Origin of the sequence: Neorhizobium sp. NPDC001467 (assembly GCF_050275975.1) — a bacterium.
GTDB lineage: Bacteria > Pseudomonadota > Alphaproteobacteria > Rhizobiales > Rhizobiaceae > Neorhizobium.
The window spans coordinates 313,565-339,669 of the sequence record NZ_JBNNPS010000001.1 but is presented as its reverse complement, the minus strand read 5'-3'; the positions used below and the strand labels follow the sequence as shown (position 1 = coordinate 339,669).

Sequence of the window (26,105 nt, the reverse complement as noted above, 5' to 3'; positions counted from 1 at the left end):
GAATTCCGTATACCTGGCGGTCCGTCCAGCGACAAGCGGAATTTCGTATATACCGCCGCGAATAGCCGGAATTCGGTAAATTGTTGCCCGTTAGACCGAATGAAGAAAGGCCCGGCGCTTACGCACCGGGCCTTTCCATGACCCCTCAAAGGTTCTTGCTGTTATCTTGTTGACCGGCGGCCAGGTTATTCGACGTTGAACACCAACGGACGAGCCTGCTTGATCGCCGGGTTGGCGGTCAGCTTGTCGAGCACGGACTTCGCAACCGGACCATCGACATAAAGGAGCGCGATGGCATCGCCGCCGCCGACTTCACGGCCGAGCTGGAAGTTGGCGATATTGACGCCGGCATCACCCAGCGTCGTTCCCATGAAGCCGATCATGCCGGGCACGTCGGTATTGGAGATGTAGACCATGTTGGCGCCGACATCGGCATCCATGTTAATGCCCTTGATCTGGATGAAGCGCGGCTTTCCGTCCGAGAAGACGGTGCCGGCTACCGAACGGGTCTGCTTCTCGGTCTTCACCGTGAGCTTGATGTAACCGTCATAGACGCCGGTCTTGTCGCGCTTGACCTCGGAGAGAACAATGCCCTTTTCCTTGATCATGATCGGCGCCGAAACCATGTTGACATCGGCCACCTGGTTGCGGATCAGGCCGGCCAGCAGCGCCGAAGTCAGGGCGCGAGTATTCATGGTCGCAGTCGCGCCGTCGAACAGGATCTCGATTTCCTTGATCGGATCGTCCGAAACCTGTCCGACGAAAGCACCCAGAACGTCGGCAAGCTTGATGAAGGGCTTCAGGATCGGCGCTTCTTCGGCGGTGATCGACGGCATGTTGATGGCGTTGGAGACGGCACCCTTGACGAGGTAATCCGACATCTGTTCGGCGACCTGCAGAGCAACGTTTTCCTGGGCTTCCGTGGTGGAGGCGCCCAGATGCGGCGTGCAGACGACGTTTTCGAGACCGAAGAGCGGGCTTTCCGTTGCTGGCTCGACTTCGAACACGTCGAAACCGGCACCGGCGACATGGCCGGACTTGATGGCTTCGGCAAGCGCCGCCTCATCGACCAGACCGCCACGGGCGCAGTTGACGATGCGAACACCCTTCTTGGTCTTGGCGAGGTTTTCGGCGCCCAGGATGCCGCGGGTCTTGTCGGTCATCGGCACGTGCAGGGTGATGAAATCGGCACGCGGCAGCAGTTCTTCCAGCTCGACCTTTTCGACGCCCATTTCCTTGGCGCGTTCAACCGAGAGGAAGGGATCGTAAGCGATGACATGCATGCCAAGGCCGATCGCCTTCTTGCAGACGATGCCACCGATATTGCCGGCGCCGATGACGCCGAGCGTCTTGCCGGTAATTTCGACACCCATGAATTTCGACTTTTCCCACTTGCCGGCCTGCGTCGAGGCATCGGCTGCGGGCAACTGGCGGGCAACCGCGAACATCAGAGCGATGGCGTGTTCGGCCGTGGTGATCGAGTTGCCGAACGGGGTGTTCATGACGATGATACCGCGCTTGGACGCCGCCGGGATATCGACATTGTCGACACCAATACCGGCGCGGCCGATGACCTTCAGGTTGGTCGCGGCAGCGATCAGCTTTTCGGTTGCCTTGGTGGCCGAGCGGATGGCGAGACCATCATAATTGCCGATGATTTCGGCAAGCTTGTCCTTGTCCTTGCCGAGCTTCGGCTGGAAATCCACTTCAACGCCGCGATCGCGAAAAATCTGGACGGCGGTTTCCGACAGTTCGTCGGACACGAGTACGCGAGGTGCCATGTTTGGGCTCCTTAAAAGGGGTTTTGTGCTGAATGCGGTATGAGCGGTGCCGCATTAGGTGGCGGCACCGGAAATCGAAAAAATCAGGCGGCGGCCTTGTTGAGCGCGGCCTTCTGCGTTTCGAACGCATAGGTCAGCCACGGCATCAGGGCAGCCATGTCGGCCGTTTCGATCGTGGCACCGGCCCAGATGCGCAGACCCGACGGTGCGTCGCGGTAAGCGCCGATGTCGAGCGCGACACCTTCCTTTTCCAGGATCGACACCATGCCCTTGGCGAAAGCCGCCTGTGCGTCCGCATCGAGAGCGGCGACGTCGGCGTCAACGATCTTCAGGCAGACGGAGGTGTTGGAACGGGTCTCGTCGACCTCAGCCAGATTGGCGATCCAGTCATTGGCTTCGACGAAATCGAAGATGACCTTGGCATTGGCGTCGGCACGGGCGATCAAGCCTTCGAGGCCACCTACCGTCTTTGCCCATTCGAGCGCATCGATATAGTCCTCGACGCAGAGCATGGACGGCGTGTTGATGGTTTCGCCCTTGAAAATGCCTTCGGAAAGCTTGCCGCCCGACGTCATGCGGAAAATCTTCGGCAGCGGCCAGGCCGGAACATAGGTGGTGAGGCGTTCGGCGGCGCGCGGGCTCAAAATGATCATGCCATGACCACCCTCGCCGCCCAGGACCTTCTGCCAGGAGAAGGTGACGACGTCGAGTTTCGAAAAGTCCATGTCCTGCGCAAACGCAGCCGAGGTCGCGTCGCAGATGGTCAGACCCTTGCGGTCCGCCGGGATAAAGTCGGCGTTGGGAACGCGCACGCCGGATGTGGTGCCGTTCCAGGTGAAGACCACGTCACGGTCGAAGTCGATCGTGGAAAGGTCGGGCAGCAGGCCGTAATCGGCCTCGATCTTGCGGACGTCCTTGAGCTTCAGCTGCTTGACGACATCGGTGACCCAGCCGGCGCCAAAGCTTTCCCAGGCGACCATGTCGACGCCACGCTCGCCGAGCAGCGACCACATCGCCGTTTCGACGGCGCCGGTGTCGGATGCGGGAACGATGCCGATGCGGTAATCGGCCGGAACCTTCAGAACGTCACGGGTGAGATTGATGGCCTGTGCCAGCTTGTCCTTGCCAACCTTGGCGCGGTGCGAACGACCGAGCGGGGCATCGGAGAGAGCGTCGAGCGACCAACCGGGGCGCTTCGAGCAGGGGCCAGAAGAAAAATGAGCATTATTCGGACGTGCGTCCGGCTTCGCGGTGCCATTGGCCATATGTATACCCTTCCAGGTAATTAGCCTCTCGTTGGGGAGAGGTGTCCCGCCGTCGCTTGTATGGGAAAGGGCGGCATTTCGCAAGAGGCAAACGGAAACGATCGCGGTTGACCCAAGCGCTGGATGGCCGCAGCGCCTCCCGTCGCGCCCGCAGCGTGTCGGCAGAAACCAGCACCGCCCCCTCCCAGTCGGCCTACGACCTGACGCACCCACCGACAATTGACGCGAATCCGCGAGATTGTGGCGACGGCGCCGCAAAGCGGGCATCAATTGCGCATGATTAAAACCACAATTTGCCAGAATAAAACCGCAGTATACCCATGATCAAATTTTAATAATAAATAATATACTAGAGCATAGTCGATAAACTTAAAATTTTACCATGTATAATCGGCGGGAAATGGAGATTATTGGTATTTCTACCTTGGATTTTCTGCGGATGGCTCCCTACCAACTCCGTCATCCAATCAACGGAGTGTCTGATGCAGAAAATCATCGTGTTGGCTTCGGCCATTTTGCTGTCGAGCTCCGCGCTCGGCCTTTCGGCGGATCTTATCGAACAGAGCGCGGTGCCGCCCGCCACGTTCGATAGCCCGGCCTTTACCTGGACGGGCGCCTATATCGGTCTGTCCGGCGGCGCCGGCTGGCTTGACGCTTCGGCAGATAAGAAATTCGGGCGCTATCGCGACGAGCAGGATTTCGACGGCAGCGTGTTCGGAGCCTTTGCCGGCTATAACTGGCAGTTCTCAAACGGCATCGTCGTCGGCGTCGAAGGCGATATCGAATACAATTCCAACGACGAGACGTTGTTCGGCCACAAGACATTCGGAACCGACTGGGTCGGCTCGGTCCGCGGTCGTCTGGGTTACGCATTTGAGCGTCTGATGGTGTTCGGCACCGCCGGCTGGACGATGGCGAGGGGCCATATCGAATACCCGTGCGTCGACGAAAGCGAGATGTTCAGCGGCTGGACTGCCGGCGCAGGTGTCGATTACGCACTGACCGACAAGGTCTTCCTGCGCGGCGAATACCGCTACAGCGATTTCGGCAGCAAGGAGATCGTGCGCGGCATGAATGTCGATTTCGACCAAAGCATCGTCAAGGTTGGTCTGGCCGTCAGGTTTTGATTCGGACGGACTGCTGGAAAAGGGCCTCGCGAGAGGCCCTTTTCTGTTGAGGGCGCAGCGCGTGCATGAATGAACGAGCGCGATGGTGCCCGACACGGGTCGATAATCTCGTCATCAGGCCTGACCACGGCCGCGCAGCGCAGGACCATGCAGCAAGATCGCGTCAGCGCCCGAGCGAAGCCCCCATTCCCTCCCCCCGGCCATCAGCCCCTACAATCGCGTTTCTCGACCGGGCCTCCATCCTCGGCCGCGGATGTTGCCTATGGCCACGAGCAGCATCCAGCTCCGGCGTCGGCAAGGATCGGCGTTACCGCGCGCGCTCGGATATCGAATGCGTTTGGCAACGCGCATCCCTGCGGTAACCGCCGCATTGACCACTCCAAGCCCTCACCATCCAAAGCCATTGGCCCAGACGAATCGCCTCACAGAATAAATTCTCAAGCACCCAAAATTCAGTAGACGAACAAGAATAAATCAGTCTAAAATACGGCATATGCAATAATAAAGCCGCATTGTCGCCGTATAAACGCCATAATTGGAATTTCATATTTATTACTTATAGATAATATTATATTTGTTAGTCGAATTTTCGCTATACTACCTGTGAATAATTCGCTTTTTGCGAAATTAAATGATTATTTACCGTATTTCTACCTTGGCATTTCTCGGATGAGCGCCCTAAGAACCTCGTTATCAGTTAACGGAGTTCACCATGTTCAAGACTGCCTCGCTGGCTTCGGCCCTCCTGCTTTCCGCATCGACCATCGCTTTGGCCGCCGACGCGGTCGATGAAGTGCCTGTCGCACCCGTCGCCATTGAATCGCCGGCCTTCACCTGGACCGGCGCTTATGTCGGTATTCAGGGCGGCGCCGGCTGGCTTGAAGGCAAGGCCGACTTTTTCGGCATTGTCGATGCCTCGCGGGATTTCGACGGCGGCGTGATCGGCGGCTTTGCCGGTTATAACTGGCAGTTCTCCAACGGCTTCGTTGCCGGTATCGAAGGCGACTTCGACTACAACTTCAACGAGGAACGCATTCTGGGCGCCGACATGGGTACTGACTGGTCCGGCACGGTACGTGGCCGTCTCGGTTATGCCTTCGATCGCTTTATGGTCTATGGCGCTGCCGGCTGGACCATGACCAATGGCTACGTCAAGTTCCTCGGTCGCGAGGAAAGCGAAACCTTCAGCGGCTGGACCGCTGCCGCAGGTGTCGACTACGCCGTTACCGACAAGATTTTCGTGCGCGGCGAATACCGCCACAACGATTTCGGCGACAAGGACATCATCCGGGGCGTCAACGTTGCGCTCGACCAGGACGTCGTCAAGGTCGGTCTCGGCGTGAAATTCTGATTTTCCGCTTCGTCATGGCTCCCCTTCCGCCGCGGGGGTGCCTTGACGCTGGCGAAAAGGGGCCCCTGCGGCCCCTTTTTGTCGTCCGTATGCTGCAACCGGTAACGGACGAAATAGCGAAAGCCGCCCCATGAGAGGCGGCCTGCTTGTACCATAGCGACAGTCGCTGATGCAGTCGCTTACTTGTAGACGGGAGGCTGCATCGGAACCTCTGCCGGCTCCATGACCTGCGCCTGTTCGCAACCGCCAAAGGCATAGCGTGCACCAACGCGGGCTTCATGGCTGTAAAAGCCCTTGTCGCGGCCCGGACCGCCATTGTCGGCATAGCCGAACATGTTGCCGCCATCGACATAACGGAAGCGATAGCCGACATCGGCCTTCAGGTTGCAGGTGATGTCGACCGACGCACCGGCCATCAACGCGGCCGTGGCGCGCCATTTGCCCTTGCCGCCATGCTCCGTCGTGAAGCAGCCGGCAACACCCGGATCGTCGCAGATCGTGTTGCGCAGCCTGTCCCATTTCACGTAGCTGGCCCCGAAGCCTGCGCCGACATAGGGCGTGAAATAGGCGTAGGTTCCAAGATCGACATAGATATTGGCCATCAGCGAATAGGCGCGGAAGGCCGCAGCGTCGCTCGACGAGCAGACAACGCCGCCCGTGCAGACACCGATTGTGCTGCCGCGGAAATCGGTCTTCGTCAGGTGATCGAAGGTCACATCGCCGCGCAGGTGATTGTTGAACTGATAACCGACACCGCCGCCGAGCACGAAGCTGTCATCGATGCGCGACGAGGCGAAATCCACCTCGTTGCCGGAAAACCCGCCCTGATAATAGCGCGCGCCGCGCAGCTTGTTGAAGGAATAGCCGACATCGCCACGCAGATACCATCCGCTCGACGACTGTTGGATCTCGACTTCCGGAACATTGTCCAGAACCGGCTGCGGCTGGTACAGGTCTGCGGCATTGGCGGCAGTCGTCGCCAAAAGAAGGGCGATTGCACCGCTCAGGATTTTCTTCATGGCTTCCACTCCGGGGCTCGAATATCCGAAAGCCGGGTCTCACACCCAGCCTGTGTCATGCCAATCATTAACGATAAAGGTTAAAGAGCCATTAAGTATAAGAGGTCAACACTTCTAGTTGCGCTGATAGTAAAAGTCGATGGATCAACTGGCCAGACGCAGCAAAACGGCGACCGTTCCGGGTCGCCGTACTGTATTTCAGCATAACTGAATTCAAGAAGGGATGCGAAGGTCAGGCGCTCGGCTCACGCCGCCGTGCGCACATTGCCGATGATCCCGATCAGCCCATTGACGATGCGTTCCACCTGGGCGCGGTCATCGCCCTCGGCCATCACGCGGATCAGCGGCTCGGTTCCGGACGGGCGGATGACCAGACGCCCCTTGCCGGCAAGCTCTGCCTCGGCATCGGCGATCGCCTGGCGGACGATGCTTTCTTCCAGCGGCTTGCCACCGGCGAAACGCACGTTTTTCAAAAGCTGCGGCACAGGCTCGAAGCGCCGGCAGATCTCTCTGACCGGGCGATCGAGCTTCTTCACGCAGGCCAAAACCTGGAGCGCCGCCACCAGACCGTCGCCGGTTGTGCCGAAATCCGACAGCACGATATGGCCGGACTGTTCACCGCCGACATTAAAATCGTGGTTGCGCATATGTTCGACGACATAGCGGTCACCGACCTTGGTGCGGGCAAGCGACAGGCCCTTGCCGTCGAGAAAGCGCTCCAGGCCGAGATTGGACATCACGGTGGCGACGATCCCATTGCCGCGCAGCGCGCCGCTTTCGGCCCAGCTTTCGCCGATCACCGCCATCAGCTGATCGCCGTCGACGATTTCGCCGTTTTCGTCAACGATGATCACACGGTCGGCATCGCCGTCGAGCGCGATGCCAATATCGGCCCGCACCTCATGCACCTTTTTCTGCAGCGCTTTCGGGCTGGTGGAACCGCAATCGAGATTGATGTTGGTCCCGTTCGGCTCGTTGCCGATGGTGACGACCTCCGCGCCCAGTTCCCACAGCGCCAGCGGCGCGACCTTGTAGGCCGCGCCATTGGCGCAATCGATGGCGATCCGCAGTCCCTGCAAAGTTACATCGCGCGGCAACGTGCGCTTGGCGTGTTCGATATAACGATAGATATCGCCCTCGACGCGCTTGGCGCGGCCGATCTCATGCGGCTTTGCCAGCTGCGCATAGATATCCTTGTCGAGCAGATCCTCGATCTCGCCTTCCAGCTCGTCCGACAGCTTGTAGCCATCCGGGCCGAAAAGCTTGATGCCATTATCCTCGAACGGATTGTGCGAGGCGGAGATCATCACGCCGATATCGGCACGCATCGAGCGGGTCAGCATGGCGACTGCCGGCGTCGGGATCGGCCCGAGCAGAAGAACATCAAGACCTGCCGCGGTAAAGCCGGCCACAAGCGCATTTTCCAGCATATAGCCGGACAGCCGCGTATCCTTGCCGATCACGACACGATGGCGATGGCTGCCGCGGCGAAACAGCGTGCCGACCGCAATGCCGACGCGCATCGCAAGATCGGGCGTCATCGGAAACACGTTGGACCGGCCGCGAATGCCATCAGTGCCGAAATAGCGACGTGTCATAAAAACTCCTTGGGTTTACGCCGGACCGGTCGGGCGGCGGGCGCGGTGTCTTCGTCCTGGCCGCTGTAAGCTCCCAGCATTTGCGTCATGGGCTTCCGCCTCATGGGAAACTGCTCTTAATACGTGCGCGGCCTTCGGGCTGGCTCATGCCACACTTCGTGGGGAGAGGCACGTAAAATAACGTCAAAGGAAATTACATGCTGTTACCGGGTTCCGCCGCGCAGACAGGGTCGAGTTGGTCACACGTCAGAACTTGATCGGCGAGATTCTGCGGCTGCGCAGGTCGAGGCTGCCATCTGCGTTGACGCGGTAGCGTTCGCTGACGCGGCTCCCGAAACTGCCGATGAACTCGCGATTGAACGTGTGGCCTGCCGGAAGATCCCGGTAGCGCCCCTTCGATTGCGGCCCATAGGGGAGGCTGCCGGCAATGGGCGGGATGTTCGGCGCGTAATCGACGGCCCGGAATTCCGGATTGCCTGTATTGCTGCAACCGGCGACAGCGGCGGACAGCAGCGAGAGCACGAGCAGCTTTTTCATGTCGATCTTTCTTCGATAACGCGCCGGCCGGCAACAAAGGCAGTCGGCAATCAGACCTATCCTATGAAAAAAGCCACCCTCACGTCCGCAAGGGTGGCTCCATTTCAATCACGCATCGATGTCAATGCGGCTGCGGTTCCAGCCCGCCTTCGGACGCGTCGCCCTTCGGCTCGTCCTTGCGGGTGCCGGCAGAGGGCACGGCCGAACCGCGGCTCGGCGTGGAATCGTCGCCAAGATCGCGCGACGGCTTTTCGCCCTTGATCAAGGCCTTGATTTCCTCGCCGGTCAGCGTTTCGTATTCAAGCAGGCCTTCGGCAATCGCCACGAAAGCATCGTGGTGGTCGGTGAGGATCTGGCGGGCTTCGGTATAGGCCTCGTCGATCAGGCGGCGCACTTCGTTGTCGATCTTCTGGGCGGTCGATTCCGACACGTTCTTGGACTGTGACACCGAGTGACCGAGGAAGACTTCCTGCTGGTTTTCACCGTAAGCGACCTGACCGAGAATGTCGGAAAAGCCCCACTGGGTAACCATGGCGCGGGCAAGCTTGGTGGCCTGCTCGATATCCGAGGATGCACCAGACGTGATGTTTTCCTTGCCGAAGGTCAGTTCTTCCGCAACACGGCCACCCATCATGATGACGAGGCGCGATACCATCCACTTGTAGCTCATGGAATAGCGGTCGCCTTCCGGCAGCTGCATGACCATGCCAAGCGCACGGCCGCGCGGAATGATCGTCGCCTTGTGCAACGGATCGGCAACCGCAACCTTGAGCGCCGTGATGGCGTGGCCGGCTTCGTGATAGGCCGTGAGCTTCTTTTCGGCTTCGGTCATGGCAGACGAGCGGCGTTCCGCGCCCATCATGATCTTGTCCTTGGCGTCTTCGAATTCCTGCATGGTGACGAGGCGCTTGTTGCGGCGCGCGGCCATCAGCGCGGCTTCGTTGACGAGGTTCATCAGGTCGGCACCGGAGAAACCGGGCGTACCACGGGCAAGAACCTTGAGGTCGACATTGGGCGCCAGCGGAACGTTGCGGGCATGAACCTTGAGGATGCGCTCGCGGCCAACGATATCCGGGTTCGGCACCACGACCTGACGGTCGAAACGGCCCGGACGCAGCAGCGCGGGGTCAAGAACGTCGGGACGGTTGGTGGCGGCGATCAGGATGATGCCTTCGTTCGCCTCAAAGCCGTCCATCTCGACCAGAAGCTGGTTGAGCGTCTGTTCGCGTTCGTCGTTACCGCCGCCGAGACCTGCGCCACGATGGCGGCCAACGGCGTCGATTTCGTCGATGAAGATGATGCAGGGCGCGTTCTTCTTCGCCTGCTCGAACATGTCGCGGACGCGGGATGCACCGACACCGACGAACATTTCAACGAAGTCAGAACCGGAAATCGTGAAGAACGGCACATTGGCTTCGCCGGCAACCGAGCGCGCGAGCAACGTCTTGCCCGTGCCCGGAGGGCCGACCAGCAGCACGCCGCGCGGAATACGGCCACCGAGACGCTGGAATTTCTGGGGGTCGCGCAGGAATTCGACGATTTCCTCGAGATCCTGCTTGGCTTCGTCAACGCCGGCAACATCGTCAAACGTGACGCGGCCATGCGCTTCGGTGAGCAGCTTTGCCTTGGACTTGCCGAAACCCATCGCACCGCGCGATCCACCCTGCATCTGGCGCATGAAGAACAGCCAGACGCCGAGGATCAGCAGCATCGGCAAGAGCGTGCCGAGATAGCTCAGGAAACCGGAGGAACCGTCCTGCTCGGGACGCGCGGCGACCTGGACATTCTTCTCCGTCAGCCGCTGGATCAGCTGGTCGTCGATGACCGGGGAATAGGTCTGAAAGCCGGCGCCGCCCTGCGTATAGGTGCCGAGCACGCGGTTGCCGGTCACGACGACGTCGCGCACCTGGCCCGCATCGACTTCCTTCAGGAACTGCGAATAGGGAATTTCCCTGGAGCTCGTTTGCGACGGCGCGGTCTGGAACATGCTGAACAGCGCGATCAGCAACAGGGCGATGACCGCCCACAGAGCAAAATTACGAAAATTTGGGTTCATCGAACTCCCCGATATGCACGACGGCTTTGGGCCGCCGCCTTTATTGGCCCCTAACATAGGATTGTGGCAGGCCGTTGCCAAGGCGACACGCCGGTCGCCGGCATGTTTTCCGCGCCAAAGCGTTAAACCGGCGGCAATAAATAGGGCGGCCGGCCCATCAGTACGGCGGTGGCGCTGGCAAGCGGCAGATCGAAAACGGGGAGGAACCGGTCAAACAGCGCAAGATGCGGCGTCACGATCACCCCGTCGCGGTCCCCTTCCGCAACATGCGGGGTCACTCGCTTTGCCAGGTTTGCGATCCCGTCCGGCGCAAACCGGAAGACGGCATCCTCGCCACCCCCACGGATATCGACCGGGCGCGCCATGCGGTTTTCGATACGGAAGCGATTGTCCCAGGTCGCAGTCTGGCCGGGCTCCACCAGCAGATGCGGCAGGTTGCGGTTTTCGCGCAGCAGGAACAGGCCATCGCGGCGGCGGTCAAACACCACCCGGCCGGCGGTCATGCGCCCGGGCGCGCCGCCTTTCATAAAGTTCATCAGGCCGTCGGCATGATCGCGCGACAGAAGATGTGCACGCCCACCGAGCACGGCGGCAAGCACGCTGAGGGCATGACGGACGGTGGCCGGATCCGCCGCCAGACCGGCCGGATCGATCCGGCAAACGATCGCACGCTCCACCGCGGCATGCGCGGCGAGCCAGTCGGCGGCGCGCTGCGCCAGATCTGCCCTCATCCGCCCGGCGGTTGCGATCGTTTCAGCATCGAGGCGCGCGTTTCCGTCCGCCAGTGTCTGGCGGATCCGCACGCGTTCGGAACGGCGATCGAGATTGCTGGGGTCGTCGATCCAGCCCCGACCGTTTGCCGTCAGGAACGCGCGGATATCGGCACGACCGGTCGCAAGAAGCGGCCGCAGGATCCAGTGCCGGCCATCAAGCAGGGTCGCGCGGGCCATGCCCGCAAGACCGTGGGACGGGAAATCGAGCGGTTCGTTTTCGACGGCGGAAGGAGACGGATGAGCGGCAGCATTGGCGGGGCGCTGCGCTGACGGGCTGGCAAGTCCGCTGCGGCGTTCCCGGCGCATCACCGCCGTCTCGATCTGGTCGTCCGCGGTGTGACCGGTGACGATCGCGGTGGCGCCGATCTCGTCGGCAATCGCTGACAGCAGCGTGTAGCGGGCTTCGCGGGCCGCAGCCGCAAGTCCGGTGACCGGTTTTTCACCCTCCCAGCGGCGCGTGACATGAAAGATGCCGAGCCCCGCGCAAAGCCGTGCCACAGTCTGCGCTTCTTCTGCCGCCTCGTGGCGCAGCGCATGATCGATCGTGACGGCCGAAAGCCGGATATCGGGGAAGGACGACAGGCACGCATGAAGCCCGATCAGGAGACCGGTGGAATCGCTGCCCCCGGAAATGGCGACCAGCAGATGCGCAGGTTTTCGAATGGTTTCCAGGAATTCGCAAAGTACCGACATCAGCGGTCGGCGGCCGTCCGCGGGACGGGCAGTGACGGGAAGCGACGGCGTCACGGCGCGCGGCGCTTCATCAGCAGCCGAGGCGTTTCTGCTCGCTGGCGACCTTGCTGGTGACGGCACGCTGCGCGTTCGGATAGCGGCGCGTGACTTCCTTGAGCGTCGCGCAGGCGGTTTCCTTGTTGTCGAGGGCGGCAAGCGACATGCCGAGCTTCAACAGCATTTCAGGCGCCTTCGGGGATGTGCCGAACGCCTTGTGGGCGTCAAGAAAGGTTTTTGCAGCCTCGTTGTACTTGCCTTGGGAATACTGCGCTTCCCCGAGCCAGAAATGCGCGTCGGCGGCCCGCTCGGTGCGGGGATGCGCGCCGATATAGGCGGTAAATTCCTGCTCGGCGATCTTGTAGTCGCCCGAAAGCACATGGCCATAGGCGGCGCGATAGGCGTCCGCCTCGTTGCCGAGCGCAGCCGTCTGCTGGCCGCCTCGGCCAGCCGGCGCGCCCGTATCGACGCCAGGCAGGGAACGCGAAGCGTTATTGGCGCCCTGGTTCATCGTCGCACCCTTGGGCATGCCCGACTGGTCCATCTCGATCGAACCGAGCGTGGTCGGCGGCGGCGCGCCCGTCGATGGGGCGGAATTCTGCCGCGAATTTTGGCCGGACGGGGCCGACATGGACCCGCCCTGCCCGTTCATCCCCGGGTTTTGTTCGATGATCTGGCTGAGTTCATCGTTTTTTTTTTGCGCGTCTGCCGGGGCGGCAGCCACGGCAGGACGGTTTGCGGCACCGCCACCTTCGGATTTCTCGAGCTCCTGGAAGCGGAATTCGTTGTCTTCCTGGGCCTTGCGGATCTGCTCCTGCATCTGCAGAAGCTGGAAACTCATTTCCTCGATGCGACCGTTCAGCTGGCGGATCTCTTCCTGCAGCTGCTGGATGCGCACGGCTTCATTGCCGGCCTGCGCCATTACCACCGGCGGCTGCTGCTGGCTTTGCGACGCGGGCGCGTTGCCGCCCTTGAGGAACGGCAGCCCGAACGCTTCCGCCTGGCCGCTTGCGGCCGCAAGCCCCAGCATCGCTGCCAAAGCGAGTTTTTTCATATCGTCGATCCCGAATCGTCTTTCGCTACGCCCGATTGGCGCCACGCGGACATTTTGCCAACTGGCGCAAAAATACAAGGGAGTTCGTCCAAACTAAGACAAGAGCCGTTCATTGCCAAATGGAGCCGGTTCTGCCGGGCATCTTTCCGCCGGGATCAGCGGACGGCCCTAACGAAAAAGGCGGCCCGAGGGCCGCCTTCAACTTTCGTGCCTGATGCGGCAGGAAATTACATGCCGGCGCCGCCGAGAACGGTGACGGCGCGACGGTTCTGCGACCAGCAGGAAATGTCGTCGCAAACGGCGACCGGGCGTTCCTTGCCGTAGGAGATCGTGCGCATGCGGTTGGCGGGGACGCCACGCGATGCGAGATATTCCTTGGCGGCGGCAGCGCGGCGTGCGCCGAGCGCCAGGTTGTATTCGCGCGTGCCGCGTTCGTCGGCATGGCCTTCGACGGTGATGGCATAGCGCGGGTAACGCTGCAGCCACTGGGCCTGGCGGTCAAGGATCTGCTGCGCATCGGCGCGGATCGAGGTCGAGTCGGTGTCGAAGAAGATGCGGTCGCCAACGTTGACGGTGAAATCCTGGGCCGAACCCGGGGTGGCCGCACCGGCGCCGCCGTTGAGGCCAAGATCGCCGGCATTGTTCGGCATGTTCTTCTTGTTGGCACAGCCGGCCAGAGCAAGAGCGAGCGTCAGTGCGATGACGGCCGGGTTACGGGCAAGGGTCTGCATGCGGCTCATCGCCGGGGTCTCAATACGGCTCATGGCCGGTCTCTCCTTGGATAAACTTTACAGTTGCCAGACCATAACCTTTCTCGGTTAATCAACGGCAAACAGTTATGGTTAACGATCCGTAAGCAACGTCCCTTTCTGCGCTTTTTCAGGACATTGCGGCGGTAAAGAGGCAAACATCGCCTCCGGTCTGCACGAAAGAAGAGAGGCGGTTTCCCGCCTCCCCGTAACGCATGCTATTCCATCAGCGGCGACCACGCCGGGTCGGACGCGAATGTCGGTGTCTTGATCGCCTGCTCGTTATAGCCGGTGAGATCGATCGAATAGAGCTGCGGGCCACCGGCGCCGGCATTCTGGCGGAAGAACATCAGCACACGGCCGTTCGGTGCCCAGGTCGGGCCTTCGTTGTGGAAGCCCTCAGTGAGGATACGCTCACCCGAACCGTCCGGCTTCATGACGCCGATCGAGAATTTCCCGCCGGACTGCTTGGTAAAGGCGATGAGGTCGCCGCGCGGAGACCATACCGGCGTCGAATAGGAACCGTTGCCGAAGGAAATGCGGTTCTGGCCCGAACCATCGGCATTCATCACATAGATCTGCTGGCGACCGCCACGGTCGCTTTCAAAGGTGATCTGGCGGCCGTCCGGCGAATAGGACGGCGCGGTGTCGATGGCAGCCGTATTGGTCAGGCGGGTCGTGGTGCGCGAACGCAGGTCCATCGTATAAATGTTGGCGTTGCCTTCCTGCTGAAGGCTCATGATCACCTTCTGGCCATCCGGCGAGAAACGCGGCGAAAACGTCATGCCGGGGAAATTGCCGACCACTTCGCGACGGCCGCTTTCCAGCTGCAGCAGATAGACGCGCGGCTGATCGCCTTCGAACGACATGTAGGTGACTTCCTGACGGCTCGGCGAAAAGCGTGGCGTCAGAACAAGGTCCTTGCCATTGGTCAGCTGACGGATGTTGAACCCGTCCTGGTCCATGATGGCCAGCTGACGCTGACGGGCAGTCTTCGGGCCGCTTTCGGATACGAACACGACGCGGGTATCGAAATAGCCCTTTTCACCGGTGATCTGCTGATAGATCGCATCGGCGATGATATGGGCGACACGGCGCCAGTTGTCCGGCTGGGTGAAGAACTGCTGACCGGTCATCTGCTGGCCGGCAAACGTATCCCACAGGCGGAATTCGGCGCGCAGACGACCATCGGCCTCACGGGTGATCCGACCAGTGACCATGGCCTGCGCATTGATTGCCTTCCAGTCCTCGAAACGCGGCTGGCTGTTCGGATCGGAAATCTTCTCGATGAACGCGGCCTTGTTGATCGGCGCGAACAGACCCGAACGCTGCAGATCGGCAGCCACGACCTGGGAAATCTGCGGACCGAGTGCATCATTGGACAGGAAATCCGTGATCGCGATCGGCAGCGGCTGAACGGAGCCCTTGTTGACGTTGATCGTGACCGCCGCCTGAACCGGGGTCGAAAACATCACGGCCATGCCCGCAAGAGCGACCACGAGACGGATGAAAGAACGTTTCATCATGGTAGTTAAGCCTTTCAGCTACGCTTTCAGCTGTTTAGAGCGAGAATTCAGAGGGATCGAAATTGACGATGACCTCGCTCCACGTGTCGTATTTATCGGCAGGAAGCTCATTGAAGGGCTGCGACTTCAAGACGGCGCGGCGAGCACTCGCCTCCATCGTCCGGCGCGCCGTATCCGATCCGCCCGTTGAGGAAACCTTCGGGCTGCCGACAATATTGCCGCCTTCGTCGAGACTGAAGGTGACCGTGATGATCATGCCCTGCAGGCCTTCGACACCGGCGAAGGTCGACCAGTTGTTCTGGATCTTGCCACGCAACGCATCCATTTCGGACATGCTGAGGCTCTGGCCGCCCGTCGTCTTCTTGCCACCAAGCGCCGCGGTCTGGGTAGAGGCCTTGGCACCGCTGCTCGGCGCATCCTGTTTGTTCAGGAAGTTCTCGATGTCATCCGGGTTGAACTTGCTGTCGCCCGCCTTGGTGGTCTTGGCGGTCTCCTGCTTCTTTTCCGCCGGCTTCTTTTCCGGGGTCTTTTCGGCCGTCTTCGTCTCGGTCTTCTCGACCGGCTTTTCCGGCGGCTTTTCGACCGGCTTGGCCTGTTCCTTCGGCGGCTCCGGCTTGGGGCGCGCAGCCGGCAGCGGCACGCTGTCGGGCAGCGGTGCGTCTTCAGTCTTGGCCTCGGTCGGCGCCGGCGTCGGCTCCGGCGGTTTCGGCGTCGGTTGCTGGATTTCCGGCTTGGGCTGCGGCAGCGATGCGGTCTCGACCGGCTTCGGCGCCGTCTCCTCCTTCACCACGTCCTTGACGTCGTTGTTCTCTTTCGCCGTCTCCGGCATCGGCTTGTCGACCTTCGGCGGCGCCATCGCAGCCTCGGTCTTTGCCGGGCGTTCGACCGGAACCGGCGCGCTCTTCAGATCGACGCTGTTGTCGCCGGTGTTTTGCGCATCGGGAACATTGGTCGGCTTCTTGGTGGGCGTGGGGGCGGATTTTTCGGCCTTGGGAGCCTTCTTGTCGCCTTCCTGGATCTGAGTGATCGATTCCACCGGCACGATATCGACCGGCAGCGCCTCGACGGGAGCCACTTCCATGGGCGCAGGCGAGCCCAGGGACACCAGCGCAAGTGCCAGTGCCGCAGAGTGGAGAACAAAAGATGTGCCGAGACTGGTCTTCATGGCACCCCGATCACTGCGTTTCCTGCAGGGTTACCAGGCCGATATTCTTGAAGCCGGCAGCCGAGACCCGTGCCATGACCTTCATCACCACGCCATAGGCGGCAGCGGTATCGCCGCGCACATAGATGCGTTCGTTATAGCCGGTCGTGGCAATGGCTTCGAGTTTGGGCACGACTTCGTCGATGCCGATCGGGGTTTCCTGCAGATAGATTTCGCCCGCCGGGTTGACGGAAATGGTGATCGGCTGCGTATCGGAATTCATGGCCTTGGCCTGCGTTTCCGGCAGGTCGATTGGCACGCCGACGGTCATCATCGGTGCGGCAACCATGAAGATGATAAGCAGAACCAGCATGACGTCGACCAGCGGCGTCACGTTGATTTCGCTGATGGCGCCGCCACCGCTACGCCGACGGCGACCGCCGCGACGTCCGCCACCACCGCCTTTTGCACCTCCGGCCGACATGCCCATGGGTTATGCTCCTTGAACGCGTTTCGCCGTTGGATTTACTGCGCCGCCTGGCGCGGCTGCAGCTTCTCATCGATCTGGCGCGACAGGATGCCGGAGAACTCGTCGGCAAAACCTTCCATCCGCGCCGAAAGCTTGCCGGCATCGCCCATGAACTTGTTGTAGGCAATAACGGCCGGGATAGCGGCGACGAGGCCGATGGCGGTGGCCAGCAGCGCTTCGGCGATACCCGGGGCCACGACGGCGAGGTTGGTGGACTTCGAACCGGCGATTGCCTGGAAAGAGGTCATGATACCGACAACGGTACCAAACAGGCCGATGAACGGACCGGCCGAACCGATGGTGGCGAGCGAACCAAGGCGGGCTTCGAAACCTTCGGATTCGCGCGCCAGCGTTACGTCCATGGCGCGGTCGATACGCATCTGCAGGCCGATCGGCGAACGGGCGCCGCGCTCGAAGCTTTTCTTCCACTCGCGCATGGCGGATACGAAGATGGCGGCAAGGCCGACATTCTGACGATCGGACAGGGTGCGATAGAGTTCTTCCAGCGACTGGCCGGACCAGAATACCTGCTCGAACTGATCGAACTGGCGCTTAGCCTTAGCGAAGTTGATGTACTTGTCGATGACGATCGCCCATGTCCAAACCGAGGCGAACAAAAGGCCGATCATCACCAGCTTGACGATAAAGCCGGCCTGCATGAACAGCGCCCACAGACTGACATCATGTGTCGCGGCTTCCAAAGCTACCTGTTCCATCTAATTCTCAATCCCCGAATCCAAACGCCCGGCTCGTTCAAAGACCGGGCGGGTTCAAAAGCGCGCTTTCGCGAGTATGTGTCCGTTCGCTAAAGAAACCGACTGACCCAGATGCCCCAGGTTTTCAGCTTGGCTTCTCGCTTTCAAATTTGGTCAAAGGAAGGCGTGCATCGCACAAATTCCTCACGCCTGAGTAAGACATGATTATCGTTAATAAAGGGTTACAGAGAACGCGGCCATGCCTTTGGGATGACTCGTAAAAATCGCGCGAGGGAGAAAGATGACGTGATTGAGCTGAAATCCGCCCCGAACGAAACCGGTCGCATTTCGGATAGGAAACACTACCATCCCATATCGTTAAAGCAGGGTACTCGAACGATCAGGAGGCCTACGATGTTGAAGTATCGAAAGATTGCTCGTGAAGGCTGGGGCGGCGTTATCGGCAAATAAATGAAGATCGGTAGCCACCGCTTGAGCCGGCCAGCGTTTACCGCAGTCGCCGCGCCGCCGTTGATCGCCGGTGCTGCCTTTCTTTATCTGCAGACTTTTTATCCTGCCGCCATGACCTTCTATCAGGGGATTCTTCCCCCGATAGCCGTTCTCATCAGCGCATTGACCGCCATGCTCGGTGGCTTTCTGTTTACAAGCTTTTCCATCGAAGCGCAGACACGCAATGCCAAAGTCAAGGCAGCCTACGATTCCATCGCCAGGAAGCCATGGCACAAAGACTACATCGCCGCCGCGAGACCTACCTCACCATTCAGCGAAAAGGTCTCGATCCAAGCCATTTCGTTCTGCCGGACGACCATGAATTTGCCGAGGCGAAAGCCTATTGCGAGGCGCTTCGCAACATCATGAATGATTACGAACTGACGGCCATCGCCATTCAACAGAACGTCATCGACGAGGAATTCGTCAAGCAGTGGCATCGATCAACCATGATACGCGACTTCAAGGTCCTCAGCCCGTACATTTATGCGGTCAGAACGAAAGCCGGTAGCGACCGAATCTACCGGAGTTTGAGTAGCTCGTTCACCGGTGGGAAGCGTCTCCTTTGCCCACCTGAGCCCTACTCCGCCTTCCCCAGAAACTTCTCGGCAATCGTCTCCGGCAGACGTCTCGGGCGACCGTGTTTGTTGATCACCGCAATCACCACTTTTGCTGAAATCAGCAGCGTCTCGCCACGGCGGATTTCCTGATTGAGCACCATCTTCGCGCCTCCGGCCTTTTCCGTGATTGTCTGGATGGTGATCACGTCATCCATGCGCGCCGGCTGTTTGAAATCGATCTCCATACGGTGGACCACGAAAACCAGCCCTTCATCATCAACGGAAATCAGCGCGCTCTGCTCGCATCCGAGGCAGCGCAGATAGTCTGACCTGCCGCGCTCGAGAAAATGCAGATAGCGGGCGTGATAGATCAGGCCGGAAAAATCGGTGTCCTCGTAATAGACCCGCTGCACGAGCTTGTGACCATGTTCGGTGAGATCGCCTGAAAGCGAAAAACTGTGCTCAGTCATGTATTTGCCTTGGAATTTTCATCTTGAACCCTTCATAAGGGAGAGAGATCACGCCTATTGCCTGTCATGAAACTTCCCTATCAGGAATTTTCGTCAAAACCAGCGGAGAGACATCACCATGAAGATTGCAGTTCTGGGCGGCGACGGATTTGTCGGCTGGCCGACTTGCCTTCACCTGTCGGATGCCGGACACGACGTCCATATCCTCGACAACCTTTCCCGCCGCTGGATAGACACCGAGCTTGGCGTGCAATCGCTGACGCCGATGGATTCGATTCAGGAGCGCACCCGCATCTGGCACAACGAGACGGGCCGCCGCATCCATTTCAACCTGATCGACATCGCCAAGGACTACGAGCTTCTGAAGGGCTGGCTGGCGAAAAACCGCCCGGATGCGATCGTGCATTTCGCTGAACAGCGCGCCGCCCCCTATTCGATGAAGTCGGACCGCCACAAGAATTATACCGTCAACAACAACGTCAACGCCACCCATAACGTGCTGAACGCGCTGGTCGAACTCGATCTCGACGCACATCTCGTTCATCTCGGCACAATGGGCGTTTACGGCTATTCCACCGTCGGCGCCGCTATTCCGGAAGGGTATCTGCCGGTCGGCATCGAAACGATGGACGGCCGCACGATGTCGCAGGAAATCCTCTATCCCGGCAATCCCGGCTCGATCTATCACATGACCAAGGTGCTAGATCAGCAGCTGTTTGCCTTCTATGCCAAGAATGACGGGTTGCGCATTACCGACCTGCATCAGGGCATCGTCTGGGGCACGCATACGCAGCAGACGCGCCGCCACGAGCAACTGATCAACCGTTTCGATTACGACGGCGATTACGGCACCGTGCTCAACCGTTTCCTCATTCAGGCGGCGATCGGTTATCCGCTTACCGTTCACGGCATCGGCGGCCAGACGCGCGCCTTCATCCACATTCAGGATTCGGTGCGCTGCATCGAGATCGCGCTCAACAATCCGCCGGCGAAAAACAGCCGGGTCGAAATTTTCAACCAGATGACCGAAACCCACCGGGTGCGCGATCTGGCCGAAATGATCTCGAAAATGAGCGGCACCGAGATCGCCTGGCTGCCCAATCCCCGCAAGGAAGCGGCGGAAAACGATTTGGTTGTCAGGAACGACAAGTTCATGGGCCTCGGCCTTGAGCCGACCACGCTTGGCGAAGGCCTTTTGGCGGAAATCGTCGACGTTGCGAAGAAATACGCCTATCGTGTCGATCGCAGCCGCGTTCCGGCCGTGTCCGCATGGACCAAGGACATCGCCGCCAAGATCGAGCATGATCCGGAAGGCAAGAGACTGAAGTCGGTTTCGTAAGAAGACCATGCGCTGGGGAACCAGAGTTCCCCGCTCCGTCATCCTCGGGCTTGTACCGAGGATCAAGCACGCTGAAGAGCATTCGACGTTGATAGATGCTCGGGTCAAGCCCGAGCATGACGACCGTTGAGACCACCGGGGGACGCAGCCACGCCATGAACCACGCCTTCGTCACGCTCGTCACCAATGCCGATTATGCGATGGGGGCGACCGCGCTCGCCCGCTCCATCCTGCATACCGGCACGGATGCCGATATCGTCGTGCTGCATACCGGCGCGGTCTCGGATCTCGACCTCCTGACGCTGACAGCCCTCGGTTGCCGTCTCGTCGCGGTCGAACATCTGCCGCTCTCCGATGCCTTCAACGAACGGCATGCGCGCAAAAACCTGCACGGCGCCGCTCCTTTCACCAAGGGTCGCAAGCCGGATTTCCACACGCCGCTCGACAATTTCTGCAAGCTGCGCCTGTGGCAGCTGACCGATTACGACCGCGTGGTCTTCATCGACGCGGATGCGTTGGTCCTGAAGAATATCGACAAGCTGTTCTCCTATCCCGAATTCTGCGCCGCGCCCAATGTCTATGAAGGGCTTGGCGACTTTCATCGCATGAATTCCGGCGTCTTCGTCGCCCGCCCCTCGCTCGACACGTTCGATGCCATGCTTCAGGCGCTCGATGTGCCGGACGCCTTCTGGCGGCGCACGGACCAGACGTTTCTGGAGCACTTTTTCCCCGATTGGCATGGCCTGCCGGTGACGATGAACATGCTGCAATATGTCTGGTTCGCCATGCCGGAACTCTGGAATTGGCAAAGCATCGGCGTCCTGCATTACCAGTATGAAAAGCCTTGGGAGATCGACCACCCGAAGGCCGATCGATTGCGGCCGCTGATCGATCTCTGGCATGCCTTTCACGAAGGGCGCGACGTTCCGGATATCGCAACGCTCGAAAACCCGACGGGCCGGCAGCAATGAAGGTGCTGGTCTCCGGCGGAACGGGGCTCGTCGGACGCTATGTGCTCGATGCGCTGATTGCGGCCGGGCATGAGGTGATTGTCGGAACGCGGTCGTCTACGGCTGCCGGCTTCCCGATCCTTCCCCTGAGCCTCGATCCCACACGCGACCAAAGCGAACAATTCGCCGGCATCGATACCTTCATACATCTCGCCTTCGATCACCTGCCCGGCCGTTACCGCGGCGGGGAAGGCGACGATCCGGCGCGGTTTCGAACGCGCAATCGCGACGGCAGCGTCAAACTGTTCGAAGATGCCAGGGCAGCGGGCGTCAAACGCTGCATCTTTCTCTCCAGCCGTGCCGTCTATGACGGCCTGCCGGCCGGGAGCGTGCTGACAGAAGACATGGCGCTTTCGCCGACCAGCCTCTACGGCCGCGTCAAGCTCGATACGGAACAGGCGCTTGCGGCACTGTCCTCAGGCAGTTTCGCGACAACCAGCCTGCGTGCCACAGGGGTTTATGGGCATCACCGCCCCAACAAATGGGACGAATTGCTGGAGGATTATCTCGCCGGCAAGCCGATCGCACCGCGCGCCGGCAGTGAAGTGCATGGCGATGATCTGGCAGACGCTATCCGGCTTGTTCTGGAACAGGATGGCGCCGAGGTGAATGGTCGCCGTTTCAACGTCTCCGACATCGTCACCGACCGGCGCGAAATCCTGGCCTTGTTTTCTGCCGCCTGCGGCCTGCCCCAAAACCATCTGCCCGAGGGGGCAGACCATGCCTCGGTCGCCGTGATGGACACGGGACGTCTTGGAGCGCTCGGATGGCACCCCGGTGGACGCAAGCGGTTAAAACACACGCTGGAAAGACTGGCGCAATCGCGCTTGCCTGGGCGCTAGTGCCGGTTTTTCAGGGCCAGACGGCGCGATTGCCTCTGCCCCTCCACCCAGGTCTTACCCGCATCGCCGCCCCATAGCAGCCAGGAGACATAACCGGCCGACGGGTCGTCGTCATTGCCAAAATTTTCCGAATGCCGGTCGGCATGGTTGCGGGCGAAATAAGCTGCCATCCGCTTCATGATGTCATCCGAGAGCGGCTTGCGGTCTTTAAGGTCCCGGGCCCTGGCAATCCCGATCGAGGTGCCGCCGCGCTTGAACTTCTGCCGCAGCGCCAGCCCCTTGCTCGCGGCAGCCGAAACCGGGACCGGCGGTATATATCGCGGATCGTCCGGCGCATCTGCGTCAGTCATGGGCAGGCCTCACTTCCGATCGGCTTTTCAGCACCTTGTCGCCATCGGACTGGCGGATCAGCAGCGCCGGCTCCTGGCTGTCGGCCTTGCGCTTGATCACCTTGCCCTTGATCTTGCGCGACACGTCCTCGTTGTAGGATTTCTCGACCTTGCCCTCGGCGCGGTTGGCGCCCCAAGTCCACTCCACCTTCGTTCCGGCACGGATGTTCTTCATGTTTCGCTTCCTCTGGGACAGGGCACTATCACAGGCGAAACCGACCTTGGCCGCGATTGTTCCGGCAAGAATCAGCCGGAACCGGAGGCGACGCCTTCCTCAATCGACCACTTTGCGCATCATCGACAGATTGGCGAAGATTTCGACGGAACGCAGGCGCGCGTCGATGTCGTGGATGGGCATCGAGACGATCAGTTCATCGGCAGCCGTATCCCTCAGGAAATCGCCAAGCTGGCGTTCGAGCGTCGCTGGCGCGCCGACCGCGGCAAAGCGCAGCGTATGTTCGACATTGATGCGCTCGATATCGCTCCACAGCCCATCCATCGTATCGACAGGCTGCGGGAATTTGCTGCGGACATTCTTGCGCAGATTGACGAATTGCTGCTGCGAAGAGGTAAACAGGCGTTTGGCTTCCTCATCCGTCTCGGCGCCGACGCCCATGACGCCGACCATCACGTACGGCCTGTCGAGGGTTTCCGACGGCTGAAACCGTTCGCGGTAGATATTTAGGGCCTCGAACAGCATGTCCGGCGCGAAATGCGAGGCAAACGCGTAAGGCAAGCCAAGGGCCGCAGCCAGATGCGCGCTGTAGACGCTCGAACCGAGCAGCCAGACCGGAACATTCGTCTCCGTGCCGGGAACGGCGAGGATCGCCTGGTTTTCCACCGGCGTTCCCAGCAGATGCTTCAGTTCCAAAATATCGTTGGGGAAATTGTCGACCCCGGCATCCATGTTGCGGCGTAGCGCTTGGGCGGTGCGCATATCGGTGCCGGGCGCCCGGCCAAGACCGAGATCCACGCGGCCGGGAAACAGCGCCGCCAGCGTGCCGAACTGTTCGGCGACGACGAGCGGCGAATGATTGGGCAGCATGATGCCGCCTGAGCCGATGCGGATGCGCTTCGTCGCCTGGCCGATATGGCCGATGACGATCGCCGTCGCGGCGCTGGCAATGCCCGGCATGCCGTGATGTTCCGCCAGCCAGACCCGCTGATAGCCCTCCTCCTCCGCCTTGATGGCCAGCCGTCGCGATTCATCGAGCGCGTCTGTTGCGGACCGGCCTTCGCCGATCGGCGAAAGATCGAGAATGGAAAATGGGATCATGATGAAATCCTGCTGGCGAACACGAAAATGCGGCGCACGATGTCGCCGCACCCTCATGTAGGAAGGTCGGAGACAGATGCTAAGGCCCCCGAACTGTTTTTTGCCATGGGCCGGCCCTACGGCCGCGTCATGCAGCGTCTATTTCACGCGGCGAAGATAAGGCCGCGGCCCGGATGGTCGCGCGGCACCGGTGGCAGGGGCGACCGCAGATGTCGGTGCCAATGTCAGGGTCGGCGGCACCGTCGTCGGTGAAGCCGGTCCGGAATTGGACGCCGGTCCCTGACCCCGTGCCGCGGTCAACGCCCGCGTCAGCCCCGATGATGAGGATGGAAGCGGCAGGCCGAGTTTCAGCTCCAGCCTTCCAAGGCTGCGCGACAGCGCACTCATTGCCAGCACCGCCCGCTCCACGGTTGCGGCATGGGAACGCGCACCTGCCTCAATCACGCGGCTGCGGTATTCCACTTCCCCAATCACCAGCTTGTCCTCCTCGCCGGCGCGGCCAAGAAGCGTCGCGCGATCCTCGATGGAAGCGACTTGGGCGCCGGCCGCTTCGATATCGGTGAGCGCCTTGTCGAGAGAGGCGGCGGCGCCGGCGGTTTTTGCCACGGCCGGCAAGGCAACCTCTGACAGGCTGCTGGCAGCGCGCGCGGCGCGGTCGGCAAGCGCGCGGACCTCGCGCAACAGACCCGACAACCCCTCGCCCGCCTCGCCGGACTTGACGGCTTCGATACCGAGATTGAGCGAAGTAAGGCTGGTGTCGCGCAGGGTCTCGCGAACAGTCTCGACCGTGGAGGTCAGATCTGCGGTGGCGCGGGCAACCGTATCGACCGCCGTTCTTGCCGAAGCGATGGTGCGGGCGCATTGCGCGATTTCGGTGCGGGTCCATGCGGCGATCGCCGCGAGTTCCTGCGCCTCTTCCACACGGGCGGCTGCACCGAGGGAGAGAATGGCGGCGGAGCGCCGCAGCTCCACAACACCGCTCGCCTGATCCGCGCCTTGCCGGGCGAGTTCGGTACTCGCCGAAAGCGCAGCGCCTGTGTCGCGCAAAATGTCCGCATGGCCGGCCTGGAAAGCCATCGTATCGGCCAGGATCGCAGAGGCGCGGTTGAAATGCAGGCGAACCGGTTCCAGCTCGGCGGGCATGGCAAGGCCGATCTGCAGGCCGTGCTCACCATCGGCCATTCGCCGCAAGCTGTCGGCCAGCTCGGCCACCGCGTCGTGGCGGACGCGGTTTTCCGCAGCCCGCTTTTGGGCCTCTGCTGCGTTTTCGTTATCCATGGCACGGCGTTGCCTCGTTTCCTCTTCGCGGCTTCCGTTACGCTCGCTCAACACTTGGCGCAGGCGCAGGAGCGATCGGGTGGAGGCTGTGAGGTCGCCGCTCGATGCGAGTCTCAGGCCGAGACCCGACAGCCCCTCGCCGCCCCGTGCTGCCTCCGCATTGACGGATCGCAAGGCCGTTTCGAGTTGACCGAGCGGGTCGCTCACCAACCGTACCAACGCAATCATCGCTGCGAGGGTCGCGAGCAGTGCTCCCGCACCGAGCAGAGGGACGATCATCCCGGCCTGCGCCCCCGGCTCGACCGCGGCCGCCTGCGCCATCATGGCGGCGACAGCCAGACCGTTCACCGTTAACAACACCGTCAGCACCTGCACCGGCCGGGCCCGCATCTGCGCCACTATTGTCATCATGACATCCTCCTCCCCGTCGGTTCTCACGGGATTTATTTCAGCAACGGCTGATATGAGCTGGGAGTTTCAAAAGCCTTCGCAAGAGGA

Annotated in this window: 23 protein-coding genes and 1 pseudogene; 6 read left to right on the top strand and 18 right to left on the bottom strand. The window is 60.8% G+C overall.

Going from position 1 to position 26,105, the window contains the following annotated elements; genetic code table 11:
* Positions 1 to 185: 185 nt before the first annotated feature.
* Positions 186 to 1,781 (bottom strand): phosphoglycerate dehydrogenase, encoded by a 1,596-nt coding sequence (serA, locus tag ACQKKX_RS01665; RefSeq protein WP_427568176.1) that lies wholly within the window; start codon positions 1,779 to 1,781, stop codon positions 186 to 188.
* Between the two features lie 83 nt (positions 1,782 to 1,864).
* Positions 1,865 to 3,046: a phosphoserine transaminase gene (locus tag ACQKKX_RS01660; RefSeq protein ID WP_427568174.1), complete on the bottom strand. Its 1,182-nt coding sequence runs from the start codon at positions 3,044 to 3,046 to the stop codon at positions 1,865 to 1,867.
* Positions 3,047 to 3,528: 482 nt separating this feature from the next.
* Here ACQKKX_RS01660 and ACQKKX_RS01655 point away from each other — a divergent pair, with 482 nt between their 5' ends.
* Together ACQKKX_RS01655 and ACQKKX_RS01650 are read left to right on the top strand one after the other, a co-directional pair.
* Positions 3,529 to 4,173 carry an outer membrane protein gene (locus ACQKKX_RS01655; RefSeq protein WP_427568172.1) on the top strand — a complete coding sequence of 215 codons (645 nt, stop codon included), beginning with the start codon at positions 3,529 to 3,531 and terminating at the stop codon, positions 4,171 to 4,173.
* 712 nt (positions 4,174 to 4,885) lie between these two features.
* On the top strand, positions 4,886 to 5,524 hold the full coding sequence (locus ACQKKX_RS01650) for an outer membrane protein (protein WP_427568171.1): 639 nt from the start codon (positions 4,886 to 4,888) through the stop codon (positions 5,522 to 5,524).
* A 179-nt stretch (positions 5,525 to 5,703) separates the two neighbouring features.
* On the opposite strand, the gene ACQKKX_RS01645 is transcribed toward ACQKKX_RS01650, so the two are convergent.
* From ACQKKX_RS01645 to tolQ, 11 genes are all read right to left on the bottom strand, one after another.
* Positions 5,704 to 6,543 carry an outer membrane protein gene (locus ACQKKX_RS01645; protein ID WP_427568169.1) on the bottom strand — a complete coding sequence of 280 codons (840 nt, stop codon included), beginning with the start codon at positions 6,541 to 6,543 and terminating at the stop codon, positions 5,704 to 5,706.
* 245 nt (positions 6,544 to 6,788) lie between these two features.
* Positions 6,789 to 8,141: a phosphoglucosamine mutase gene (gene glmM, locus ACQKKX_RS01640; protein ID WP_427568167.1), complete on the bottom strand. Its 1,353-nt coding sequence runs from the start codon at positions 8,139 to 8,141 to the stop codon at positions 6,789 to 6,791.
* 246 nt (positions 8,142 to 8,387) lie between these two features.
* On the bottom strand, positions 8,388 to 8,678 hold the full coding sequence (locus ACQKKX_RS01635; RefSeq protein ID WP_427568165.1) for a hypothetical protein: 291 nt from the start codon (positions 8,676 to 8,678) through the stop codon (positions 8,388 to 8,390).
* Positions 8,679 to 8,799: 121 nt separating this feature from the next.
* Positions 8,800 to 10,734, bottom strand: coding sequence for an ATP-dependent zinc metalloprotease FtsH (gene ftsH / locus ACQKKX_RS01630; RefSeq protein WP_427568163.1), 1,935 nt, complete (start codon positions 10,732 to 10,734; stop codon positions 8,800 to 8,802).
* Positions 10,735 to 10,856: 122 nt separating this feature from the next.
* Entirely contained in the window at positions 10,857 to 12,200 is a 1,344-nt protein-coding gene (gene tilS, locus ACQKKX_RS01625; RefSeq protein WP_427568161.1) for a tRNA lysidine(34) synthetase TilS, read from the bottom strand.
* A 70-nt stretch (positions 12,201 to 12,270) separates the two neighbouring features.
* Positions 12,271 to 13,290: a tol-pal system protein YbgF gene (gene ybgF / locus ACQKKX_RS01620; RefSeq protein WP_427568160.1), complete on the bottom strand. Its 1,020-nt coding sequence runs from the start codon at positions 13,288 to 13,290 to the stop codon at positions 12,271 to 12,273.
* A 227-nt stretch (positions 13,291 to 13,517) separates the two neighbouring features.
* Positions 13,518 to 14,054: a peptidoglycan-associated lipoprotein Pal gene (gene pal / locus ACQKKX_RS01615; protein ID WP_427568159.1), complete on the bottom strand. Its 537-nt coding sequence runs from the start codon at positions 14,052 to 14,054 to the stop codon at positions 13,518 to 13,520.
* A gap of 203 nt (positions 14,055 to 14,257) precedes the next feature.
* The gene (tolB, locus tag ACQKKX_RS01610) at positions 14,258 to 15,565 is read right to left on the bottom strand and encodes a Tol-Pal system beta propeller repeat protein TolB (RefSeq protein WP_427568157.1); all 1,308 of its coding nucleotides are present in this window, start codon (positions 15,563 to 15,565) and stop codon (positions 14,258 to 14,260) included.
* Positions 15,566 to 15,599: 34 nt separating this feature from the next.
* Positions 15,600 to 16,730: a hypothetical protein gene (locus ACQKKX_RS01605; RefSeq protein ID WP_427568155.1), complete on the bottom strand. Its 1,131-nt coding sequence runs from the start codon at positions 16,728 to 16,730 to the stop codon at positions 15,600 to 15,602.
* A gap of 10 nt (positions 16,731 to 16,740) precedes the next feature.
* Complete coding sequence (tolR, locus tag ACQKKX_RS01600; protein WP_427568153.1) at positions 16,741 to 17,199, bottom strand: protein TolR; 459 nt, start codon at positions 17,197 to 17,199, stop codon at positions 16,741 to 16,743.
* A gap of 35 nt (positions 17,200 to 17,234) precedes the next feature.
* Complete coding sequence (gene tolQ / locus ACQKKX_RS01595; RefSeq protein WP_427568151.1) at positions 17,235 to 17,954, bottom strand: protein TolQ; 720 nt, start codon at positions 17,952 to 17,954, stop codon at positions 17,235 to 17,237.
* A gap of 716 nt (positions 17,955 to 18,670) precedes the next feature.
* Between tolQ and ACQKKX_RS01590 the strand changes: the two are divergent.
* Positions 18,671 to 18,916 (top strand): annotated as a pseudogene (locus ACQKKX_RS01590) (DUF4760 domain-containing protein); the annotation flags it as partial.
* 107 nt (positions 18,917 to 19,023) lie between these two features.
* On the opposite strand, the gene ybgC reads toward ACQKKX_RS01590, so the two are convergent.
* Complete coding sequence (gene ybgC, locus ACQKKX_RS01585) at positions 19,024 to 19,473, bottom strand: tol-pal system-associated acyl-CoA thioesterase (RefSeq protein WP_427568149.1); 450 nt, start codon at positions 19,471 to 19,473, stop codon at positions 19,024 to 19,026.
* 118 nt (positions 19,474 to 19,591) lie between these two features.
* Here ybgC and ACQKKX_RS01580 point away from each other — a divergent pair, with 118 nt between their 5' ends.
* The 3 genes from ACQKKX_RS01580 (at position 19,592) to ACQKKX_RS01570 (ending at position 22,664) form a co-directional block, all read left to right on the top strand.
* Positions 19,592 to 20,812, top strand: a complete 1,221-nt coding sequence (locus ACQKKX_RS01580) for an NAD-dependent epimerase/dehydratase family protein (RefSeq protein ID WP_427568148.1) — start codon at positions 19,592 to 19,594, stop codon at positions 20,810 to 20,812.
* A gap of 116 nt (positions 20,813 to 20,928) precedes the next feature.
* The gene (locus tag ACQKKX_RS01575) at positions 20,929 to 21,783 is read left to right on the top strand and encodes a glycosyltransferase (protein WP_427568146.1); all 855 of its coding nucleotides are present in this window, start codon (positions 20,929 to 20,931) and stop codon (positions 21,781 to 21,783) included.
* Positions 21,780 to 22,664 (top strand): NAD-dependent epimerase/dehydratase family protein, encoded by an 885-nt coding sequence (locus ACQKKX_RS01570; RefSeq protein ID WP_427568144.1) that lies wholly within the window; start codon positions 21,780 to 21,782, stop codon positions 22,662 to 22,664. Before ACQKKX_RS01575 ends, ACQKKX_RS01570 begins: the two co-directional genes overlap by 4 nt.
* Here the strand turns inward: ACQKKX_RS01570 and ACQKKX_RS01565 are convergent.
* The 4 genes from ACQKKX_RS01565 to ACQKKX_RS01550 all read right to left on the bottom strand — a co-directional run bounded on the left by ACQKKX_RS01565 (position 22,661) and on the right by ACQKKX_RS01550 (position 26,018).
* Positions 22,661 to 23,014 carry a hypothetical protein gene (locus tag ACQKKX_RS01565; protein WP_427568142.1) on the bottom strand — a complete coding sequence of 118 codons (354 nt, stop codon included), beginning with the start codon at positions 23,012 to 23,014 and terminating at the stop codon, positions 22,661 to 22,663. The two genes, ACQKKX_RS01570 and ACQKKX_RS01565, sit on opposite strands and share 4 nt — an antisense overlap.
* Positions 23,007 to 23,228 (bottom strand): DUF2945 domain-containing protein, encoded by a 222-nt coding sequence (locus tag ACQKKX_RS01560; RefSeq protein ID WP_427568140.1) that lies wholly within the window; start codon positions 23,226 to 23,228, stop codon positions 23,007 to 23,009. The genes ACQKKX_RS01565 and ACQKKX_RS01560 overlap by 8 nt, the downstream gene beginning before the upstream one ends.
* Positions 23,229 to 23,327: 99 nt before the next feature.
* Positions 23,328 to 24,329, bottom strand: coding sequence for an LLM class flavin-dependent oxidoreductase (locus ACQKKX_RS01555; protein WP_427568138.1), 1,002 nt, complete (start codon positions 24,327 to 24,329; stop codon positions 23,328 to 23,330).
* Between the two features lie 138 nt (positions 24,330 to 24,467).
* A complete protein-coding gene (locus ACQKKX_RS01550) occupies positions 24,468 to 26,018 on the bottom strand; it encodes a hypothetical protein (RefSeq protein ID WP_427568136.1) in 1,551 nt (516 codons plus the stop codon).
* Positions 26,019 to 26,105 lie beyond the last annotated feature (87 nt).

Excerpts from the sequence above, each read along its gene's own strand:
- serA (WP_427568176.1), bottom strand. The coding sequence starts at position 1,781 with ATGGCACCTCGCGTACTCGTGTCCGACGAACTGTCGGAAACCGCCGTC.
- ACQKKX_RS01660 (WP_427568174.1), bottom strand. The coding sequence starts at position 3,046 with ATGGCCAATGGCACCGCGAAGCCGGACGCACGTCCGAATAATGCTCAT.
- ACQKKX_RS01655 (WP_427568172.1), top strand. The coding sequence starts at position 3,529 with ATGCAGAAAATCATCGTGTTGGCTTCGGCCATTTTGCTGTCGAGCTCC.
- ACQKKX_RS01650 (WP_427568171.1), top strand. The coding sequence starts at position 4,886 with ATGTTCAAGACTGCCTCGCTGGCTTCGGCCCTCCTGCTTTCCGCATCG.
- ACQKKX_RS01645 (WP_427568169.1), bottom strand. The coding sequence starts at position 6,543 with ATGAAGAAAATCCTGAGCGGTGCAATCGCCCTTCTTTTGGCGACGACT.
- glmM (WP_427568167.1), bottom strand. The coding sequence starts at position 8,141 with ATGACACGTCGCTATTTCGGCACTGATGGCATTCGCGGCCGGTCCAAC.
- ACQKKX_RS01635 (WP_427568165.1), bottom strand. The coding sequence starts at position 8,678 with ATGAAAAAGCTGCTCGTGCTCTCGCTGCTGTCCGCCGCTGTCGCCGGT.
- ftsH (WP_427568163.1), bottom strand. The coding sequence starts at position 10,734 with ATGAACCCAAATTTTCGTAATTTTGCTCTGTGGGCGGTCATCGCCCTG.
- tilS (WP_427568161.1), bottom strand. The coding sequence starts at position 12,200 with ATGTCGGTACTTTGCGAATTCCTGGAAACCATTCGAAAACCTGCGCAT.
- ybgF (WP_427568160.1), bottom strand. The coding sequence starts at position 13,290 with ATGAAAAAACTCGCTTTGGCAGCGATGCTGGGGCTTGCGGCCGCAAGC.
- pal (WP_427568159.1), bottom strand. The coding sequence starts at position 14,054 with ATGAGCCGTATTGAGACCCCGGCGATGAGCCGCATGCAGACCCTTGCC.
- tolB (WP_427568157.1), bottom strand. The coding sequence starts at position 15,565 with ATGATGAAACGTTCTTTCATCCGTCTCGTGGTCGCTCTTGCGGGCATG.
- ACQKKX_RS01605 (WP_427568155.1), bottom strand. The coding sequence starts at position 16,730 with ATGAAGACCAGTCTCGGCACATCTTTTGTTCTCCACTCTGCGGCACTG.
- tolR (WP_427568153.1), bottom strand. The coding sequence starts at position 17,199 with ATGGGCATGTCGGCCGGAGGTGCAAAAGGCGGTGGTGGCGGACGTCGC.
- tolQ (WP_427568151.1), bottom strand. The coding sequence starts at position 17,954 with ATGGAACAGGTAGCTTTGGAAGCCGCGACACATGATGTCAGTCTGTGG.
- ybgC (WP_427568149.1), bottom strand. The coding sequence starts at position 19,473 with ATGACTGAGCACAGTTTTTCGCTTTCAGGCGATCTCACCGAACATGGT.
- ACQKKX_RS01580 (WP_427568148.1), top strand. The coding sequence starts at position 19,592 with ATGAAGATTGCAGTTCTGGGCGGCGACGGATTTGTCGGCTGGCCGACT.
- ACQKKX_RS01575 (WP_427568146.1), top strand. The coding sequence starts at position 20,929 with ATGACGACCGTTGAGACCACCGGGGGACGCAGCCACGCCATGAACCAC.
- ACQKKX_RS01570 (WP_427568144.1), top strand. The coding sequence starts at position 21,780 with ATGAAGGTGCTGGTCTCCGGCGGAACGGGGCTCGTCGGACGCTATGTG.
- ACQKKX_RS01565 (WP_427568142.1), bottom strand. The coding sequence starts at position 23,014 with ATGACTGACGCAGATGCGCCGGACGATCCGCGATATATACCGCCGGTC.
- ACQKKX_RS01560 (WP_427568140.1), bottom strand. The coding sequence starts at position 23,228 with ATGAAGAACATCCGTGCCGGAACGAAGGTGGAGTGGACTTGGGGCGCC.
- ACQKKX_RS01555 (WP_427568138.1), bottom strand. The coding sequence starts at position 24,329 with ATGATCCCATTTTCCATTCTCGATCTTTCGCCGATCGGCGAAGGCCGG.
- ACQKKX_RS01550 (WP_427568136.1), bottom strand. The coding sequence starts at position 26,018 with ATGATGACAATAGTGGCGCAGATGCGGGCCCGGCCGGTGCAGGTGCTG.